General features: G+C 54.7%; 13 protein-coding genes and 1 pseudogene. 8 read left to right on the top strand and 6 right to left on the bottom strand.

Annotation, left to right across the window (positions count from 1 at the left end; all coding sequences use genetic code 11):
- A pseudogene (locus IQ241_RS19145) lies at positions 1-156 on the bottom strand (transposase); the annotation flags it as partial.
- A 55-nt stretch (positions 157-211) separates the two neighbouring features.
- A complete protein-coding gene (locus IQ241_RS19140; protein WP_193910301.1) occupies positions 212-385 on the bottom strand; it encodes a hypothetical protein in 174 nt (57 codons plus the stop codon).
- Between the two features lie 126 nt (positions 386-511).
- On the opposite strand from IQ241_RS19140, the gene IQ241_RS19135 reads away from it, so the two are divergent.
- On the top strand, positions 512-1,402 hold the full coding sequence (locus tag IQ241_RS19135; protein WP_449369319.1) for an MATE family efflux transporter: 891 nt from the start codon (positions 512-514) through the stop codon (positions 1,400-1,402).
- Positions 1,403-1,494: 92 nt separating this feature from the next.
- Here the strand turns inward: IQ241_RS19135 and IQ241_RS19130 are convergent, their stop codons facing one another.
- On the bottom strand, positions 1,495-3,129 hold the full coding sequence (locus IQ241_RS19130; RefSeq protein WP_193910288.1) for a cation:proton antiporter: 1,635 nt from the start codon (positions 3,127-3,129) through the stop codon (positions 1,495-1,497).
- A gap of 24 nt (positions 3,130-3,153) precedes the next feature.
- The gene (locus IQ241_RS19125; protein ID WP_193910286.1) at positions 3,154-4,701 is read right to left on the bottom strand and encodes a glycosyltransferase family 39 protein; all 1,548 of its coding nucleotides are present in this window, start codon (positions 4,699-4,701) and stop codon (positions 3,154-3,156) included.
- A gap of 660 nt (positions 4,702-5,361) precedes the next feature.
- On the opposite strand from IQ241_RS19125, the gene IQ241_RS19120 reads away from it, so the two are divergent.
- The 5 genes from IQ241_RS19120 to IQ241_RS19100 all read left to right on the top strand — a co-directional run bounded on the left by IQ241_RS19120 (position 5,362) and on the right by IQ241_RS19100 (position 11,650).
- A complete protein-coding gene (locus IQ241_RS19120) occupies positions 5,362-6,150 on the top strand; it encodes a response regulator (RefSeq protein ID WP_193910284.1) in 789 nt (262 codons plus the stop codon).
- Positions 6,151-6,232: 82 nt separating this feature from the next.
- Positions 6,233-7,309 (top strand): chemotaxis protein CheW, encoded by a 1,077-nt coding sequence (locus IQ241_RS19115; protein ID WP_193910282.1) that lies wholly within the window; start codon positions 6,233-6,235, stop codon positions 7,307-7,309.
- Between the two features lie 62 nt (positions 7,310-7,371).
- Positions 7,372-8,730 (top strand): methyl-accepting chemotaxis protein, encoded by a 1,359-nt coding sequence (locus tag IQ241_RS19110; RefSeq protein WP_193910280.1) that lies wholly within the window; start codon positions 7,372-7,374, stop codon positions 8,728-8,730.
- Positions 8,731-8,804: 74 nt separating this feature from the next.
- Complete coding sequence (locus IQ241_RS19105; protein ID WP_193910278.1) at positions 8,805-11,237, top strand: hybrid sensor histidine kinase/response regulator; 2,433 nt, start codon at positions 8,805-8,807, stop codon at positions 11,235-11,237.
- Positions 11,237-11,650 (top strand): response regulator, encoded by a 414-nt coding sequence (locus IQ241_RS19100; RefSeq protein ID WP_193910276.1) that lies wholly within the window; start codon positions 11,237-11,239, stop codon positions 11,648-11,650. The genes IQ241_RS19105 and IQ241_RS19100 overlap by 1 nt, the downstream gene beginning before the upstream one ends.
- Positions 11,651-11,791: 141 nt before the next feature.
- On the opposite strand, the gene IQ241_RS19095 is transcribed toward IQ241_RS19100, so the two are convergent.
- On the bottom strand, positions 11,792-13,504 hold the full coding sequence (locus IQ241_RS19095) for a putative bifunctional diguanylate cyclase/phosphodiesterase (protein WP_193910274.1): 1,713 nt from the start codon (positions 13,502-13,504) through the stop codon (positions 11,792-11,794).
- Between the two features lie 167 nt (positions 13,505-13,671).
- Between IQ241_RS19095 and IQ241_RS19090 the strand changes: the two genes are divergently transcribed.
- Complete coding sequence (locus IQ241_RS19090; RefSeq protein ID WP_193910272.1) at positions 13,672-14,514, top strand: SDR family oxidoreductase; 843 nt, start codon at positions 13,672-13,674, stop codon at positions 14,512-14,514.
- 202 nt (positions 14,515-14,716) lie between these two features.
- On the opposite strand, the gene IQ241_RS19085 is transcribed toward IQ241_RS19090, so the two are convergent.
- Positions 14,717-18,712, bottom strand: a complete 3,996-nt coding sequence (locus IQ241_RS19085; RefSeq protein ID WP_193910270.1) for a magnesium chelatase subunit H — start codon at positions 18,710-18,712, stop codon at positions 14,717-14,719.
- 433 nt (positions 18,713-19,145) lie between these two features.
- Between IQ241_RS19085 and IQ241_RS19080 the strand changes: the two genes are divergently transcribed.
- On the top strand, positions 19,146-20,066 hold the full coding sequence (locus tag IQ241_RS19080) for an NAD-dependent epimerase/dehydratase family protein (RefSeq protein WP_193910268.1): 921 nt from the start codon (positions 19,146-19,148) through the stop codon (positions 20,064-20,066).
- Positions 20,067-20,102 lie beyond the last annotated feature (36 nt).

Here is a 20,102-nt window from a genome sequence, read left to right as displayed (position 1 = left end):
TAGGTCACTGTAGGTATTCGACGCGCCTCGCTTGCCAGTCTTTTGCTTGTTCTTCCAGGCGCTCAGCACCCCTTCATCTATCCAAACGGTCAGGCTCCCTCGGGCCTCCAAGGCGGCATGATACTCTGACCAGTTGCAGATGCGGTAGCGGCTTTTCATGCTCTCCCTTACTTCGACTATTATCTCAACCGTATCGATTCATTCTTGCTCATCACAACTGCCTATCGAACGATTTGTGCAACAAAGCCTTACCTAGACTCAACCCTTGCCAGTTCCCATGGCGCTCGAAGTGCTCATCGGCCAGCTCGCTCAGCTTTAGCTGTCCCATCTGACTCAATAGCAGCGGGATATCATCGACTCGTTCATTAGCGATTAGCTGCGCCATAGGTGCTATGCCTCAGGGTATTCCACGCTTCATTATGGCAATTCGCTTTTCTTTCCTATAATTTCAGCGAACCGTGAGAATGGTATCGGAAAACCCGTAATTACACTATGGGTTGCAATCGCCATTGTGGTGGTCAATATTGTTCTAAATGAATGGTTCATGTTTCGACTGGGTTGGGGTATGACAGGAGCAGCATGGGCAACCACTCTCTCACTACTAATCGGAATGGTGCTTCTTCTAAAAATCTTTCTCAACCGTAAAATTTGTAAGCAGTTTCAGTCTCACCGGGTTTGGTGGCCCCACTGGCACGCGATTCGCTACCTGTTCATGCTTGGTGTTCCTCTTGGGCTTCTAATGACCTCAGATCTGACCGGAGTGGCGTTATTTCAAATCATGCAGGTCAAGTTAGGTGTGATAGAAGGGGCTGCAACTCAAATTGTTATGATGCTCATTTCAACAGCATACATGCCGACATTGGGGATCGCGCAAGCGGGAACAACACTAGTGGGACAGTCAATTGGAGCCGGAAACATGTATTGGGCCAAACGCCTGGGAAATGTGGCGATCGCGCTCTGTATTTTGTATACCTTCGTAGTGAGCGCACTATTAGCTCTCAACGGACATTGGCTCGTTCCACTCTTTATAGCTACAGCCGATCCGCAGGCTGTGGCGGTCACATCATTGAGTCAAACTTTGCTATGGCTGGCGATAGTTTATAACGTCTTCAATGCTTTGAGTATTAGCAGCGCCTTTTGCCTCCAGGGAACTGGAGATGTGAAGCGACCTAGCCTATTTGCTATTCTCTTTAGCTGGCTCGGTTTTGTGCCATTAACTCACATCCTGACGTTCGGGCAAGAGGAAGGATTAGTCGATTTCTTGCCGCAGCTGGGATGGGGTGTTTTGGGCGAATGGCTTGCTGCAATCCTATTTACTCTGACATTAAGTTCGCTTCTGTTTTGGCGCTGGCGGTCAGGAAATTGGCAGAGAATTGGGCAAACCTTCAATTGCTCCGATTAGCGATCGTCTAGTGATTTGAAGCGAGTTAGTACATCAGTTTAACCGTTGTCCGTCTCCGAGCAATAGCTTTAGTTTAATTGTTCTCCACCGGGTTAGGGACGGGGTTCTGCCATCGAGTCGGCCTCCACCACGACCACGGGCAGCGGGCTGGCCTCCAGCACCGCCTGGGAGATCGACCCAACCAGAGCTTCGTTTAAGGAACGATGGCCGCGCTTGCCCATGACAATTTCAGCCGCTCTATAGTCCTGAGCCGCCCTGAGGATCGCTTCAGGCACTGAGCCCGAGGCCGTGACAAACCGATGGCGAATGTCGGCTAGCAGCCGCTGGGTCTGATCGCGGAGCGATTCCACGCTGGTAGCGTCTTCATCTCTGAGCACATGGAGCACTACGACTTTGGCATCGCTGCGCCGGGCCAGCTCGGCGACCTTGGTTAAAACCGGTTTGGCTAGAGAAGAGGTATCCACGGCAGCCAGCAAGACAACCGAACGGGAAACCGAAACCTTAGTTGGGTCTACCTCGCCGCGTTCCAGCAGCCTGGGCGCAAAGGTAGGAATCGCCCAGGCCCCCAAAGGTGCCGTTATCAAAATCGACAGCGCCGCCAGTGCCAGAATTGTTTCGCCACCGTCGATGCCCTGGGCCAGGGGAATCGCCCCAATCGCTGCCTGTACGGTCGCTTTAGCAGAATTTCCCGGCAGCAAAAAGAGCCGCTCTTTCCAGCTCCAGTTGCTCCCCAGGGTAGCCAGATACCAGCCCAGCGATCGCCCAATTAGAGTGCCGATAGCCAGCACCAGCAGCCCTACCAGCAGCTGTTCTGCCAGAATAGTCAGCTGAATACTCGTGCCCATCAGCACAAATAAAACAATCTCGGCAATTACCCACAGGCTGTCAAAGCCGCCGCGCAGCCGTCGCGCCAGCGGTGCATTCAGCTCAATCAGAAAAAAACCGGTGGCCATGACCGCCAGATAGCCCGAAAAAATGGGAAAATTTCCTGCCAAAACCACCAGCCCCAGGGCCACTGCCGCCGCTACTAGAACATCCTGAACCGCGTTCCAGCTCTGTCTGGCCAGCAGCAACCCCAGCAGACGAGCTGTCACCCATCCCAGCAGTATCCCTAGGACAATCTGAGCGATGACCTGCACCGGCAGCAGCTGCACCGGACTCAGCAAAATCCCACCCGGCAGCGTCATTCCTGCGGCTGCTCCCTGCGAGAGAAACGCCAGCAGCAGGCTAAACACCAGCAGCAGCAGCACGTCAGACAGGGTACTGCCGGTCAAGATAGCGTCGGGAATGCCCTTCTTTACCCCCCAGCCCAGGCTTTTCAACCGCAGCATCCCCGGCACAATCACCGCCGGAGATTCGGCCCCCAGCACGCAGCCCAGCAGCAGGCCGGTAGCAATATCGAACTGGAATAGCCAGATGGCGGCCAGCGCCACCGCGATCGCTTCTCCCGCCGCCGGTAAAAAGCCCAGTCTTAGCGCCACAGAACCCTGCTGAGCCAGCTTTTCACGGTCGAGTCCCAGTCCCGCCTTCATTAGAATCACCATCACGGCGATGGTGCGCAGTGAGTCAGCCGACTCCAGCACGCCGGGGCTGAGCAAATTCCCTGCGTGGGGCCCCAGCGCAATGCCCGCTAGCACCATACCGACCAGCGCGGGGGCCTGCAGCCGTCGAGCCATCTGCCCGGCAAAAAAGCCCGCCAGTAAAATCCAGATGATGCTTCCTAACATGGCGCCACGCTACCAGAACCTCAGCTATTGGCTCAAGTCGTACAGCAGGGCATAGGCCCCCGGTCGGTAGAAGCCGTCTATGCGATCGCCAAGCTGGTTTAGACGAGCCTCAACTAGCCCGGTTTCGTCAGCGACCTGAGCGATATGCGAGAAAATAATCCACACTCGCGATCCCTGTAGCTGGTCTAGGTCCGCCCGGTAGCGCTGGGCTTCCTGTTCTGAAAGGCCGTAGCCGTCTTCGCTGTCTAGGTCATCGACGCCAATAATATAGTCTTCTGGCGAATAGCCATACCGTTGGGCATAGTACTTAAACTGATATTCTCCCCGCTGATAGACGTAGATCAGGTCTCCCGGCTGCCGATGTTCTTCCACATACTGGATGACGGGCCTGATCTCCTCACGCCAGTTAGGCTCAACCAGTAAGGCCCCCGCAGTCATTACCGGATAGGCAAACAGCAGGGCTAAAAACAGGCCGCCCAGCCAGGAAAGTCCTTTAGCGCTAGCTTTGTGATAGATCTGGACGGCTCCTTCGGCAATGAGCACCGTGACAAAGGGGGTGAGAAAGAGCACCAGCCGCTGGTGAAAGGGATACTGTTGTAGGATGGCAGCTGCCAAGGTTGCTAGGACTGGAGACAGAAGCAGCAGCAAAGCAGATCTGTTCTTTTGATAAAGAGAACGATAGCCGAAACCAAAGGCGACTAGGGCAACGACCGCCAGGGGAATGGGAAATCCCAAGGGCTTATAGAAGAACTTGCCAACGGCAAAAAACAGCCAGGGAATGATGTATAAAGGCGATGCGGGAAACCCACCATGACCCACAAAAGAGGTCGTCAGGTCATCGCGGCTGCTGAGCGGTGCTAGCAATAGGGCATAAAACGCGATAAAGCTCAGCGCCCACAAGCTGTAGGTCGCCAGCAGGGATTTAATCCGAGTCCGCTGATGATTGACCCAGCTGATTAGAACGGTGCTCAGCCCCGTCCCGGCCAGCACAAATACGACGGGATGGGAAAACCAGATCAGCACCGCTCCCAGCAGGCCGTAGAGCCCGATTTGGCTTAGGAATATTGATTTCTGACGGCTCAGGTGAACGACAATCAGCCAGGCCAGTAGCGCGATCGCGACATCGCTGGCATACTGCTTCACTTCCGAGCTGAAGTAAATCAGCGATGGCAGGGTGGCGAACAGCCCTAGGGCAACGGGCAGCACTCTGGCTGACAGGCAGCGTTTAGCCAGTGCATAGAATAGAAATAGTGAGGCAATTCCCGATGCCAAGGGAAATAGCCGCAGCGCATATTCATGATTCCCCAGCAGCTCAATCGCTAGCTTCTCGACCATCAAAAACCCAACCGGGGCCGCTTGCTGATAGTCCAAAGGCTGCATCAATTCCGAAAACGAGCGGTTGACAATGTTGAGGGCCAGGGTCGCCTCATCCGCCCACAGCGATCGGTTGGCCCCGTACTGGATCAGCCGAAATAGCAGCCCGGCAGAAATCATCACCCAGGGCAGCGACTGCCGAACGGCGCCGGCTGGAAGCCGCTGACCTGGGGATAAGCTTCTGAGTAAAAAATTCATAGAATTGACTGGGACTGTAATCTCTAAGTCAGGCTGACACCATAGTACAGGTCAACTTTGGGACGGTGTATTATTCGCCCGCATTTTAGGGAATCCTGAATCAGTACGTGAATGCAGCGATGACTTGACCTATTCATCAAGTAGTTTGCTCTCAAGCAGCTTGCTCTATAACCGGTCGCGTGCTCAGCAAAAGTTGAAAGAATTGTCTTCTATACCTCGGATAGAAGGAATATGCCTATTCAGCAGCGATAGAGCTGCTGAGCTCGGATGGGTCGCATCCCGGTGTAAGTACATTTAGTGATGACAGGGAGGGCAAAGAGAGTGCAAGAGTTTAAGTCTGAGCAGCTGCCATATTTTATTGACAACCTGAAGCTTCAAAAATTTAGCGGAGCGGCTAGTATCCAAGTTAAGGTCTCACCGCAGGGCCAGCTCAGGGAACGAACGGTAACTTTTTACGAAGGCTGTGCAACCTATGCGGGTGCGGGGCTGATGACGGCTCGCGAGCTAGCAGTGCTGCTCGGTCGAAGTTTCAAACTCCAGGTGATGGCCTCAGCCATTCAGCTCGCTAACAAAAAGATGCCCCATCCCGACTCAATCCGGGACTATCTAGACCTTTTTGTCCGGCTCGACCTATTTCAGTGGCAGGATGTCAAAACTTTCATGGAGACTAAGCTGCTAAGCAATCTTGAGCAGCTGATTCCCTATGAAGGCACCATATCCTTTGCGCCTGATGCACCGTTTGACCTTTACTATAGCCAATCTCAGCCTGGATTTAGCTGGTCTGACCTGCGACCGGTTTATGACCAGCGGCAACAGCAGTGGGCAGCCCTCAAGCCAGTCATTCCGTCGTTTGAGGCTATTCCTCAGGTATTGAAGAGCGACCAGGCTGATGCCGTTGTTGCTAAACATTTGCAGCAGTGGGTAGATGGTCAAAATGCAATAGCTGATATTGCTACCGCAATTGAAAAAGATCAGCTCAAGCTGGCTCAGCTCTATTACAAATGGGCTAAGAAGGGCCTGATTACTTGTGGTAGCTCTGCTCAGGATCCGGTAGAAATTTCGAATGATTTAGAACGACCAATTGTGCTCAGCGTTGATGATAGCTCGGTCGTGCAAACCATGATTAAGCGAGCTATTAGCGATCGCTATCAGGTCGTATTAGCTAACAATGCTGTAGATGCCCTCAATATCCTAAACCGACAAAAAGTATCGTTGATGCTATTAGATGTCACCATGCCTGATATTGATGGTTTAGAGCTCTGCCGTACCATTCGCAGTATCGGTAAATTCCGCGATTTGCCAGTAATTATGCTAACTGCAAAAGACGGCATGTTCAACAAGATTAAAGGGCAGATGGCTGGGTCTACCTACTACCTGACTAAGCCAATCGAGCGAGAAAAAATGCTTGAGGTAATTGATAAATACGTTCTAAAAACTGTAAAATTTTAAGCTGCTAACCCAGCGACTATTGATCCTTTATCTTGTCTGCTAATACCGCCTGTAATATTGTTTGTTGGAATGGCTTAGACCGATGGAGATAGATAATCAGTTCTGTTTAATATTTCGCCATGGTGAGTCGATCTATGGCCTTGAAGCTCAGCACGTGCGAGAAATTTTTCCGCTGCCAGAGCTGACGATACTCGCCGATGCTCCAAAGGATATTGTTGGCAGCCTAAACTGGCGTGGAAAGCTGCTCCCGGTGATGCATCTCGATCTCCGGTTGGGGCAGCCTATGCGGCCTTGTCAAATCAGCGATAGCATTATTGTGATCGAGTGGCAGGGAATTCAGGTGGGCTTATTGGTTCATCAGGTACTGGATGTCCAAGCAGTCATTCGAGAAGCAGCCCCAGACTATGGACGGCTGGAACAAATTAACACCGCTTTTGTCGCTGGTATCGCTAAACTGGGAGACCAGCTAGCGATTTTACTGAATCCCGAAACGCTGATTCGGCAGGCTGATGAGGTAGCCCTGCTAGTTTCAAAATCGGAACTGGGCACTAAGACCGATAGTCCGGCAGCAGCGCTCCCGGCAGCCTGGCACCAAATTGCCAGCGAGCGAGGCGGTTCTAACTTCTATGACCTGTACTGTCCAAAAGCAACCCCAGCTGAGCAGGCCGCTTTTCGGCAACGGGCTGAGGCGCTACACCCACCCCTAGAAGCAGCTGACAGCACTGTTCAACTGTCTTTAGCTGTCATTGGTCTTGACAAAGCCTACTTTGCCATAGAGCTGGCTTCAATCCGCGAATTTATCAATGTGCAGCAGGTGACGCCAATTCCCTGCGCGCCAACATACATTTTGGGCAATATAAACCTGCGCGGCGACATTATGGTGCTAGCAGATATCCGTACGGCATTGACCCAAACCCCTGCCAAAGCAGCGGCCAAGGCCATTGTGGTGGAGATTGATGACATCGTAGCGGGCATTCTAGTAGATGCCGTGCTCGATGTTATCAATCTCTCCCCGGCTGAGGTGATGCCAGTTCCAGCGGCTAGTTCAACAATTAGCTATCTACAGGGCACGGTTCGCTACAACGATAAAGTTTTGAGCATTCTCAATTTACCTGCTCTGCTCTCTACCGATCGGCAGATGGTCAGTCAGGCCGCTTAGTCATTCAGTCATCCAGACCACGCTTAAACCCTTCAATCCTATTTCCTAACTGGAGTCACATCATGAAAATTACTAATCAGCTACGATGGACGGTTGCCGGTCTGGCCGCTTTTGCAGCACTGACAACTGTCATCGAGTTTCTCGAAGTGAATAGAACTGTACTAGACGGTAGCGTAATCAATAAATCTGGTATTGTGCGAGGCGCTACCCAGCGGCTGGTCAAGCTGGAGACCAATGGCACACCAAGCGACGAGCTAATTGGTAAGCTCGATGGGTTAGTTGATGGTTTAATCAACGGTAACCCCGAACTAGACTTGCCAAGAGCTACGGACGCTAAGTATCTCGAAAAAATTACGCTGGTCAACGATGCTTGGCAAAACCTCAAGCAAACTATTGCAGCGTACCGTCAAAACCCTGCCGTACTGCCCCAGCTGATTGCCGAAAGTGAAGCCTACTTCGAACTGACAAATGACGCGGTATTTGCCGCAGAGAATATATCGACGGCCAACGTTCGTCGCACCCAGTTTACTCAAGGGGCTATTTTACTCCTGGAGCTAGGCGTATTAGCATTTATCTTTTGGACCGTTCAGCAAGCTTCTAAAACCTTGCAGACCGCTGCCAATAGCGTAGCGGATGGCTCTACTCAAATTGCGACCACGCTAGAAGATCAGAGCCGAATCGTGACCGATCAGACGGCTTCTGTGACACAGACGACGACCACCGTTGAAGAGCTCGGGGCCTCTTCGATGCAGGCCGCTCACCAGGCTAATGCCTCTGCGGCAAGTGCCAAACAGGCGCTTGATCTCTCAGAGAACGGACGCTTAGCCGTACGAGAAACCCTGGATGGAATTGCCACCCTACGCGCTAAGGTCGAGGACATTGCCGAAAAAATTATGCAGCTGAGTGAGCAAACTGACCAAATTTATACCGTATCTAAGCTGGTGGCTGACGTCGCCGACCAGACGAACATGCTGGCGCTGAACGCGGCGGTAGAAGCGGCTCGAGCGGGGGAACAGGGCAAGGGCTTTGCGGTGGTTGCCGGAGAAATTCGTAAGCTGGCCGACCAGAGCCGGGGTTCTGCCAACAAAATTAGTACGCTAGTTGGCGAGATTCAGAGCTCTATTAACAGCACTGTAATGGTGACAGATGAGGGAAACAAAACGGCGGCAGCCGGGATTGAGTTGACCGAAAATATTCTGGCAGTGTTCCAGGAAATCGCAGAAGCCGTTAATGAGGTGTCGATTGCCAGTCAACAGATTGCCTCGACTTCAAAGCAGCAGGCTGTTGGTGTGCAGCAGGCCGTATCAGCCATGAACGCGATTAATTTGGGCGCTCAGGAAACAGCTACGGTCGTTTCTCAGGTGAAGTCTTCAACAGACGAACTCAAGGACGTCGCAAGGCAGCTTCAGGTCACGGTTTAACTGGTGCAGGGGAGGAGGCTCCTCTCCCCCTGTCGCATTTCCTCATTTAGTTCCCTAAGCACATCCTTAAAGCCATGTTCATCGAAGATGAAGAACTCCGTGATCTTTACCGAGATGCCAGTCAGGAGCATTTAGACAAGCTTGAAGCGGGCATACTGCACCTTGAGAAGCATCCAAAGGACGCCAATCAGCTCAAGCTGCTGCTGCGTGAGGCCCATTCGCTTAAGGGAGATTCCCGGATGCTGGGCGTAGAGGATGCCGAAACCCTCGTCCACCAGATAGAAGAGCTGCTGATCGGGATAGAGCAAAGCCAGCTAGCGGTGACCGCAGAGCTGTGCGATCGCATCTACAAAGGACTGGATGCAGTTCGAAAAATAGCGCATGAAGCCGTCACTGACGAGCCCTCAGGCGTGAAGCTTTTCCGCGTCTTAGTTCAGCTAACGGGCTGCGAAGAAAGTCCCGACCAGCTCGCCGAGAAACATGCTAAGGCCAAGGAATCAAACCTGGAGCTAGTCGATTATGACGAAGACGGCGCACCTGCCCTAGCTAACTTTGGTGCGCTAGCGACTGACCCGCCCTATGTGCCAGCTGGGTTGGATCTCTCTAAACTCGATCCAGAACTCGCTGCTGAGCTCAGCGGCAAGCTGAATTCAGCTCCAGCAACCCTAACTACAAACGGCCAGCACCCCTCACCAGAGCCCGCTGCCAAGGGCCATCAGCCCGCCACTGCGCCAACAGAGCTACCCCCCGAACGGCTAGTAGAGACCCATCAAATTGATACCATTCGGGTTGCGGCACCCAAGCTGGATCAGCTCATGACCCAGGCTGGAGAGCTTGCCGTAACAAAGCTGCGAATTGCTCGACGAATGGATGACATTACCCAGGTGCTGAACCTGTGGGAGACCTGGTCTCAAGAAAATTTGAAGCAGCACAAAGTTCTTGACCAGCTAGCGCAGCAGATTGATCCCGTCCTTCTAGCGCCACTCCAGGTGGCCCAGCAGGGCCACGACAGCCGTTTAGATCAGTTTGGTGAACTGATCCAGCAGCTGCACAGTGCCGCCGCCGCCGATACGGCTCGCCTGGAAACCGTCTCTAATGAGCTCGAATCCGGCATTCTAAAGCTGCGAATGCTGCCCCTATCCAGCCTGTTTAGCCTATTCCCTCGACTCGTCCGGGATCTGGCCAAGGACCAGGACAAAGACATCGATTTTGTGATTGAAGGAGGCGAAACGCTGGCAGACAAGCGAATTTTGGAAGAGATGAAAGCGCCGCTCACCCATTTAATTCGCAATGCGATTGACCACGGGATTGAACCCTTGGCCGAACGCCTAGCGGCGAATAAACCGGCCCAGGCCGCTCTTAAGCTGCGGGGCTACCAAATGGGCAGCAGTATCTGCATCGAGCTGATTGATGACGGACGCGGCCTGAATTTGGGCAAGATTAAGCACACCGCTATCCGCCGAGGGCTCTACAGTCAGGCGGAGATAGACCGAATGACGTCAGGTCAGATTCAAGCCTTAATTTTTGAGCCCGGTTTTTCTACCCGCACCACCGTTACCGAGCTGTCAGGGCGCGGAGTGGGTTTAGACGTCGTGCGTACCAACGTAGAGCAGCTTAAGGGCTCAATTCAAATTGACTCAACGCCGGGTCAGGGCTGCACGTTCCGAATGACGTTAGGCACTAGCCTGAATACGACTTACGCCCTGATTGTGTCGGTGGCCCAAAACCGCTACGCCATCCCGGTAGAGTTTGTGGAGACGATGATTCGGGTTCGCCGCCCAGACATTTTTGCTATGGATGGCAAGCCGACGATCACGTTCCGAGGACAGCCGCTCTCTTTGGTTTGGCTGTCTGACCTGCTGGAGCTGTCCGCTCAGTCCGATGGGGACGCGATCGCGTCTCTCTCCTGTGTAGTGCTAAAGGTCGGCTCTGACCAAATCGGGCTTCTGGTAGACGCTTTGATCGAGCAGCAGGATATTATCCTGAAGCCGCAAAGCAAGCTGCTGAAACGCATCCGCAACATCACCGGCGCGACTATTCTCAGCAACGGTGAAATCTGCATGGTGCTCAATACCCAGGATCTAATCCGGTCGGCCCAGGGTAGGCAGTCACTGCCAGCCGAGCTGATGCAGACCGCAACGACGAAACCTAAAGTTCTCCTGGTCGAAGACTCTATCCCCATTCGAACTCAGGTCAAACGCATTCTGCAAGGCGCTGGCTATGAGGTCACCGCTGCCGTAGACGGTTTAGATGGTTTTGAAAAGCTCACCCTCGATGCTTTTCACGCGGTGGTGTCTGATATTGAAATGCCGAATCTGACCGGGCTAGAGCTGACCAGCCGGATTCGACAGCAGGTGGAATATGCCCAGCTGCCCGTTGTTCTTGTTTCCACATTGGCCAAAGAAGAAGATCGAAAGCGCGGTGCTGACGCCGGGGCCAACGCTTACCTGACGAAAGGTGATTTCAATCAAACGTTACTGCTAGATACCCTAAGGAGACTAATTTGATGCCTAACCCCATTAAAGTTGTACTGGTTGAAGACTCTGCCGTTGCCCGCGAAATTATGCAGCGGCTGCTGGATTCATCCCCTGAAGTCGATGTCGTTGGCACCGCTCAAGACGGCATTCAAGGGCTCGATGTCATTGCCCAGACTAAGCCGGATGTCATCTGTGTTGACCTACAAATGCCGAGAATGGATGGTCTAGAGTTCACCCAAAAGGTAATGTCTGACTACCCCCGGCCTATCCTGGTCGTCAGCAATGCCGTGCATCCGTCTGATGTGGACAACATCTTTAATCTGATGTCAGCAGGCGCTCTAGACTTTTTTCCGAAGCCGACCTCCGGCACTGCGACAGACTACGAAAAGCTAAAATCAGCGCTAGTCACAAAAATCAAGGTCTTGGCCAGCAAAGCAAAGTAGACCCAGGTGGGTTCAGCCAGTCGTCAGACCAACCATCAGACTATTGATAGATCACAGGGGAGCAGATCAGCTGATCTGCTCCCCTCGTTGATATTGTCCGCTGCTGAGTGGTGGTAGCAGAATCAGGCCGCTGATACCTTTCTATCCGACTGACGTCGGCTGCGGAAAGCGGAGGGCTATAGCCGCAGCAGGTTCTGGACGAGCAAAGTGGTAGCCCTGGCCTTCGTCGCATTGTAGGCTTTGCAAATAAGTAAGCTGCGATCGCGTCTCAATTCCCTCGGCGACTATCCCGAGCCCCAGGCTTTTAGCCAGCGTTACAATCGCTTTTACCACGGCAGCCGCCTCGGAGCTTTCGGTTACATCCTGGACAAACGAGCGATCGATTTTCAGGGTATCAAAGGGAAACTGCCGCAGATAGCCCAGCGAAGAGTAGCCGGTGCCAAAGTCATCCAGAGCCAGGGCGACTCCTTGCTGATGGAGCTGAGATAGCATTTCGGTAGTGACTTTGACATCGGCCATAATCAGGCTTTCGGTCACTTCAAGTTCCAGAGCAGCAGCCTTGACTGCCGTCTCGGCCAAAATCTGCTGCACGACTTCCACCAGGTCAGGCTGCTGGAACTGACGAGCTGAAAGATTCACCGATAGCTTAAACCCCTCCGGCAGTGGCTGGCTCTGCCATTGCTTTAGCTGATTGCAGGCCGTTCGCAGCACCCATTCGCCAATGGGCAAAATCAGCCCGGTTTCTTCGGCAATCGGAATAAACTCAGCGGGCAAAACCATTCCCAACGTGGGATGCTGCCAGCGCAGCAGGGCTTCTGCGCCTACGAGCTGACCGGTCTCCAGCTGAATTCGCGGCTGATAGTATAGGAGCAGTTCCTGACGCTCTAGCGCCATGCCGAGATCGGTTTCCAGCCTGAGCCGGGTTTGCAGCTGCGCATTGACTTCGCTGTCGTAAAAACGGTAGCTGCTGTAGCGCTCTTCGGTGGTCTGCTGTAGTGCTGTAGCGGCCTGACTGATCAGATCTTCGCCCAGGCTGCTATCGACCGGATAGCGAGCAACCCCGATCCGAGTGCTGAGCCGCACTGGCCCCGTTTTGAGCTGACAGGGTAGGGCTAGCTGCTGAATACAGTGCTGAATTTGCTCAAGCGCTACCACCGTTCCCGCCGGGCAGGTCAGAATCAGCACAAACTCATCGCTGCTGAGCTGGGCAACCAGACCACGGTTTCGGGTCTGCGCTTTCAGTCTGCCCGCGACAATCTGCAAAATTTGATTGCTGACCGCCTTGCCCATCAGGTTTTTGAGCGTCTTAAAATTTTCTAGCATAATGTAGAGCACTAGCACCTGTTCCTGCCGCAGCAGGGTTTGGTTGAGCATGGCCTGTAGTCGATCTGCGATCGCGATCTGATTCGGCAACCCGGTCACATTGTCATGGTTCGCCACGTAGTACATTAGCTCGTCTAACCGCTGTACGCTGGAAACAACGCTGGCCATCAGGCTGCCCGCTTCGTCTTCAAAGTGGGTCGGCAGGTCTGGTAAAATTTGCTCCTCTTCATAGACCTGAAGGGCTCGCGAGGTCGCGACTACGGGTGCCAGAAGTCTATGTAAAGCCAGCAGCACCGCTGCCGTTCCAAACAGGGTTGCCAGCAGCGCGACGCCTATGAGCTGTAGCTTGAGCGCGCCTGGAATGGTGACTAAATAGCTCAAACAGAAGATAATCAGAGCAAGCAGCGGGATATGGGTGCCCACAAAGGCAATCACCATAATCTTGGCTTTGTAGCTTTTTAGATAGGGAAGCCTGGAGAGCCAGCCATAAAAACGCAATTCTGGACTCAGGGTTGAAACAGGTGATGTCACAGCGTTATTTGGATAAATCGTCGTTTCGCTTAAAGTTCCCAATCCTAGACCTGCTGTTAACGGGTTGAAGCAACTTTAGCTTTATTATGAAGGAATTATCAAGGAATTATGAAGTTGACCCGTCCAGTCAAACCACTACTGCCTCCATCTAGCCAGCTATATCCGTTATGACCGATTCGAGCCCTAACCCTGCCTCTACGCTTGTTCTGGTCGCTGGCGCGACGGGCGGCGTCGGGCAGCTTACGGTAGCGCAGCTGCTGACGGCAGGCTACCCAATTCGTGTGCTGAGCCGCAGCGCGGAGAAAGCCCGGCGGCTGTTTGAAAACCAGGTTGAAGTTGCTATCGGCGACATTCGCCAAGCCGAGACCCTACCGGCGGCTACCCAGGGTGTGACCCACATGATTTGCTGCACAGGTACCACGGCGCTGCCGTCAGACCGCTGGGACTTTCAGCTGCCTGAGCAAAATGGGCTAGAGCAGCTGCTGAGCTGGGGCAAAATCTATCTCGATGCTGACTACCGCCAGGCCAAAGCCCGCAACAGCCCCGAAGTCGTGGATGGCCAAGGCGTCGAGCATCTCCTGCAAGCTGCGCCTGAGGGTCTACAGCGGTTTGTCTTTGTCTCCTCTGCCGGGGTCGAGCGTAGAGACCAGCTGCCCTATAGCCTGCTGAATGCCTTTGGTGTACTCGATGCTAAGCACAAGGGCGAAGCCGCGATTCGGCAGTCCGGTCTGCCCTACACCATCTTTCGCCCCGGTCGTCTGATCGATGGCCCCTACACCTCTACCGACCTGAATACGCTGCTCAAGGCTAAGACCGACGGCAAGCTCGGCGTGGTGCTGGCAATGGGCGATCGCCTCAACGGTCAGACCAGCCGGATCGATGTGGCTGCCGCCTGTGTCGCCTGCCTGGGCGAGACGGTGGCCGAGAATCAGACCTATGAAATTATCAGCCAGGGTAAACGGCCCGAGCAGATCGATTGGCGATCGCGCTTTTGCCAAGCCCAAACGTAGATACTTTGTTAGGGGCTAAGATAGAAAGCTGATGGTGACCCAGAGCAGCAGCAGCGTTCCGAAAGCGCCTAACCAGAGTTTAAAAAGATTATTCATCAGCGGTTCCCTTAGCATTTTATCGATTGAATAGCCTGCCATGCGGCAGCTACCATTCATCATGATAAATGGTAGCTGCCCCAATCTGCGCTAGACCTATGCTCCGCTACTCAACCCCTTCAATCCGATTTTCGACCTCTTCATACAGAGACTGTAGCCGCTCGATGTTCTCATCGCTGGTTTCCCAGTAGCCGCGACCGTTCACCTCCAGCAGCGTCGTCACCATCCGCCGGAAGGAGTTGGGGTTCAGGTCCATCAGCCGCTTACACATGGCTTCGTCCTGAATAAAGGTAGAGTTCGTGTCTTCGTAGACCCAGTTATCCACCGCGTCCGCCGTCGCCGACCAGCCCATGGTGTTGACCAGCCGCTTGGAGACCTCCCGGACCCCTTCATAGCCGTGGGAGAGCATCCCTTCGTACCATTTGGGGTTGAGCAGCTTCGTCCGGGCATCGAGGCGAACCGTTTCAGAAAGGGTTCTGACCTGAGCGTTGGCCGTCGTTGTATCGGCGACGTAGGACGCCGGTTTTTTGCCGTCGTCCCGCAGCCTGGCGACCACCTTGGTCGGGTCGGAGTCGAAATAGTGGGACACATCTGTGAGGGAGATTTCCGACGAATCCAGGTTTTGGAACGTCACCTCCGCCGTCTTCAGCGAAGACTCCAGCAGCTCGCGGGACTGGTCCATCAGGCCGGGATTATCTGAATTGAAGGCAAAGGATTTACGCTTCAGGTACATCTCCTGGAGTTCGGCTTCCTCCTCCCAGCTGCTGTTTTCGACTGCCAGGTTGACGTTAGAGGCGTAGGAGCCTGAGGCGTTGGAGAACACCCGGGTGGCCGCATCGCGGAGGGAAATGTTCATCTGCTCCGCCTGAGCCAGGGCATGTTTGCGGACAAAGTTCATCTCCAGCGGCTCGTCGGCCTCAGCCGCCATTTTTACCGCCTTGTCGAGCAGTGCCATCTGGTTCACAAACAGGTCGCGGAACACGCCGGAGCAGTTAATTACCACGTCCACCCGGGGCCGACGTAGCTCCTCCAGCGCAATTAGCTCTAGCTTGTTTACCCGTCCCAGCGCGTCGGGCACCGGCTTGACCCCGACGAACCACATCATCTGGGCCAGGGACTCGCCGTAGGTCTTGATATTGTCCGTTCCCCAGAGCACGGCGGCGATGGTTTCTGGCCAGGCCCCGTCGTTCTCCTTTCGCTGTCGCTCCAGCAGCCGATCGACGACGATTTTGGCGGACTGAACCGCTGCCGTGGTCGGAATCGACTGTGGATCCAGGGCGTGAATATTTTTGCCGGTGGGCAGTACGTCCGGGTTGCGGATGGGGTCGCCACCGGGGCCAGGGAGCACGTATTCTCCATCTAGCGCCTTGAGCAGAGAGCTCAGCTCGTTGTCGGCTACCACCTGCTGTAGGCAGAACTGGAGGTACTCGAACAGGGGCTTTAGCGTTTCATTGTCGATATCGTCGTAGCCCAGCCGGTGCAGCGCCATCGTCCAGGGGTCCTTAGGCCGACCAAAGCCCAGGGACTGGAACATCGACCGAACCGACACCCGGCCTTCCTCGTCGGTCTGCTCCTGCACCATCGCCGTCACGGCTTCCCGTACCGCGCTGTTGATGTCGTAGAGCAGCTGCACATCTTTCAGATGGCCGCGATCGCTGCTCTCATAGATCTGGTCCAGGTTCCGACTGATGCTCTCAGCAATTAGCCGCTGTAGGCTCTTCATCTCTTCCTCAGGCCGGTCCAGGCTGGCGATGTTGACCAGGGTCGCGATCGCTTCTTCAGCGCTGGGCGGCTTGCCGACCACATGCAGGCCGCAGGGCAGCAGCCGCGACTCGATCTCCATCAGCTTGATGTAGACCTGGCCAACCAGGGTATCGCGGGCCTCCGCCGAGAGCTCGCTGGTGTCGCCTTCAGGCAGGTCAATGTCGCGGTCGAGGTTGACCTGGCGGCAGAGTTCAGCAATGGCGTTGGCGATTGGCACGCCTCGACCGCTATCTTTCAGGGTTTGGTAGGAGCCGATTAGCTCGCTCAGCTCCTTCAGCCCTTTATAGAGTCCGGCATTTTCGGCAGGCGGGGTGAGGTAGCTGATCGTTTCGGCATAGCCCCGGCGCTTGGCGATGGTTGCCTCGGAGGGATTATTCGCCGCGTAGTAGTAGAGGTTCGGCGTATTGCCAATTAGGTTATCGGGGTAGCACTGGCCCGACATACCCATTTGCTTGCCTGGCATAAACTCCAGCGAACCGTGGGTGCCAAAGTGCAGCACCGCGTCGGCCTGCCAGATTTTCTCCAGGTAGGTGTAGTAGGCGGCAAAGCCGTGGTGGGGGCTAGCCGAGCGGGAGAACAGCAGCCGCATCGGGTCGCCCTCGTAGCCAAAGGTCGGCTGCACGCCGATAAAGACATTGCCAAAGGCCTTGCCGTAGATCAGCAGATTTTGGCCGTCGGTATTCAGCGTGCCCGGCGGCGGCCCCCAGTTTTCCTCTAGGCGGGCCGAGTAGGGGGTCAGAAATTCATACTCCTGTACAGACATGCGATGGGCAATATTCAGCTCGGGACTGTTGTACTGCGCCTGGGCGTCGTGGATCACCTCCTGCATCAGCGCGGCGGCGGACTCGGGCAGATTTTCGACCCCGTAGCCCCCGGCCTGCATTGCTTCCATGACTTTGTAAATCGAACCGAAAACATCTAAATAGGCCGCCGTGCCCACGTTGCCCTTATCCGGTGGAAAGCTGAAAACGGTAATCGCCAGCTTTTTGGTAGCTCGCGGCAGACGCCGCAAATTGGCCCACTTCAGGGCTCGATGCGCGATCGCTTCCACCCGGTCCTGGAGCGTAATCGCCCGACCGGTCATGCCGTCGCGTCCTGACATCACAATCGGCTCGATGGCTCCATCTAGCTCGGGGATTGCCATCTGCAGCGCCACCTGGATCGGGTGCAGACCTAAATCACTGTCCTCCCATTCTTCCGTCGTCTGAAAGACCAGCGGTAGCGAAACCATGTAGGGACGGTTGAGCTTCTTCAGCGCTTCGATCGCCTTGGGATGATCCTGTCGGGCCGGGCCGCCGACCAGTGCAAAGCCGGTGAGCGAAACCACTGCATCGACGATAGTCTGATTGGGGTCCAAAGGATCGTAGAAATAAGCCTCGACTGGCTTGGCAAAATCAAGCCCCCCTGCAAACACGGGGATCACCCGCGCCCCTAAGTACTCCAGCTCCTGCACAATCGCCACATAGTGAGCCTCATCCCCCGTCACCAGATGGGTTCGCTGCATCACTAAGCCGACGCAGGGGGCCACCTCATTGTCCAGGATCTCAGGAATATCGCTGCGCGAGTCGTACCAGTTGAGGTATTCCTTCAGGTCCTCAAACATGGTCGTCGCCATCGGATGCCAGATGCCGATGTCGGGGTAGGTGACCGGGTCGGCATAGGCCAGGCCTGCCTGGGGAGCACCCTCAGCCACATCCTTAAGCACGTAGCGATCTGCCAGCATCAGCAGAAAATTTTCCAGGTTATCGGGCGAACCGCCCAGCCAGTACTGAAAGCTGAGCATAAAGTTACGGGCATCCTGCGCCTTTTCCACCGGCAGGTATTTCAGCACCTTGGGCAGCGTCCGCAGCAGCTTCAGCATGGCGTCCTCAAAGCCGCTGCCCTGCTGCTTCCGGCGCTTTTTCATGAAGTCGCCGATAACGCTCTTAGACTGGCCGAGCTGAGCCATGGAAAAGCTGCCCAGCTTATTCAGCCGCATCACCTGGGGCATGGAGGGAAACACCACGGCAGCGTCTAGCCGGTCCCGATGGGGTTGCACCGCCGTCGCCACCTTTTCCGCCAGGTCTTCAATAAAAATCAGCGAGGCGATAAAAATATTGGCTTCGGAAACGTCCCGCTTAAAAGCTTCGTAATTATCGGCATCGCGCAGCTCCTCAATCAGATAGCCGCTGACCTCAAAGGCGAGCCGGGGATTTTTCGCATTTATCGCCCGCACCGCCGCCGAGAGGGCGCTCTGGTACTGGGGCTCAAGCACCACATAGACCACCTTGATGAGAGAACGCTGGCCCAGATCTGCCGGGGCGATATGTCTCACCGTGGGTCTGACGTGAGTGAACATGCAGTTAAACTCCTTTCCAATATCTATGTTTTGCAGGGGACGAAGTCGAGTGGGATGACGCTGGGCTTGGATGTGTAGGATGTGGGCGAGCGCCAGTTCAGACTTGATGAAATGTTTACATTTGTGACGTTTTGGAGTAAAGACACTCGCATTAAAAAAGCGCAGGGCGGGTTTTAGAACCTATCTGAGGTTTTATCAGAAATCCTTGCCTGATAGGGCCTAGCCGAGCCAAGCGACACAATTTTACATATTGACCCCGGCCTTTTGTAAATAAAAGTAAAATTATTTTTGAGTGAATGCTCACATAATCATTCCGATAAGTTAAATCAATGATTGTTTATAAATAGCCGTAATCAGGACCGTTTTGAGTCAGTCCCGCTTCTGGGGATCGATGCCTATAAACTAAGGAGAACGACTGAGAGGACCAGGGAAAATGCGAATTTTGATTATGGGCGGCACCCGGTTTATCGGGCTGTACCTGACTCAGCAGCTGCTAGAGCAGGGGCATGAGGTGGTTTTGCTCAATCGGGGCAATCGACCTGCACCCGAGGGCGTCGAGGTGATTCAGTGCGATCGCAAAGACGCCAGCACCCTCAAGTCCAAATTGGAGGGCCAGTCCTTCGATGCCATCTTCGATAACAATGGCCGCGAGCTGAGCGATACCCAGCCGCTGGTGGAGCTGTTTAACGGCAAAATCGAGCATTTTGTCTACGTCAGCTCGGCGGGCGTTTACCTCAAGTCGGATCAGATGCCCCACATCGAAGGCGACGCCGTCGATCCCCAGAGCCGCCACAAGGGCAAATACGCAACTGAAACCTACCTGGCCGAGTGCGGCGTCCCCTTCACCGCCGTGCGCCCCGTCTATATCTATGGGCCGCAGAACTATAACCCAATCGAAAGCTGGTTCTTTGACCGGATCAGCCGCGATCGCGCCGTTCCCATTCCCGGCAGCGGCATGGCCCTGACCCAGCTCGGCCACTGCGCCGACCTCGCCGCCGCCATGACCGCCGTCCTCGGTAACCCCAAAGCGCTCGGCCAGGTCTACAACATCTCCGGCGAAAAAGCCGTCAGCTTCGACGGCCTGGCCCGCGCCTGCGCCACCGCCATGGGTCGCCCCGCCGACTCCGTCGAACTCGTCCACTACGACCCTTCCCAGTTCGACTTTGGCAAGCGCAAAGCCTTTCCCATGCGAGTCCAGCACTTCTTCACCTCAATCGAAAAGGCCAAAGCCGACCTCGCCTGGCAGCCCCGGTATGGCCTGGTCGAGGGCCTCAAGGATAGCTATCAGAATGACTACCAGGCGGCGGGAGATAGGGCGGAGCCGGATTTTTCGACGGACAGTGAGATCCTTTAGTCCCTCACTCCCCTCCGGTTCGGTAACCCACCCTTC

Source organism: Vasconcelosia minhoensis LEGE 07310, from assembly GCF_015207255.1.
Taxonomy (GTDB): domain Bacteria; phylum Cyanobacteriota; class Cyanobacteriia; order Phormidesmidales; family Phormidesmidaceae; genus Vasconcelosia; species Vasconcelosia minhoensis.
The sequence above is the reverse complement of the archived record's forward strand: the minus strand, read 5'-3'. Positions and strand labels throughout refer to the sequence as shown.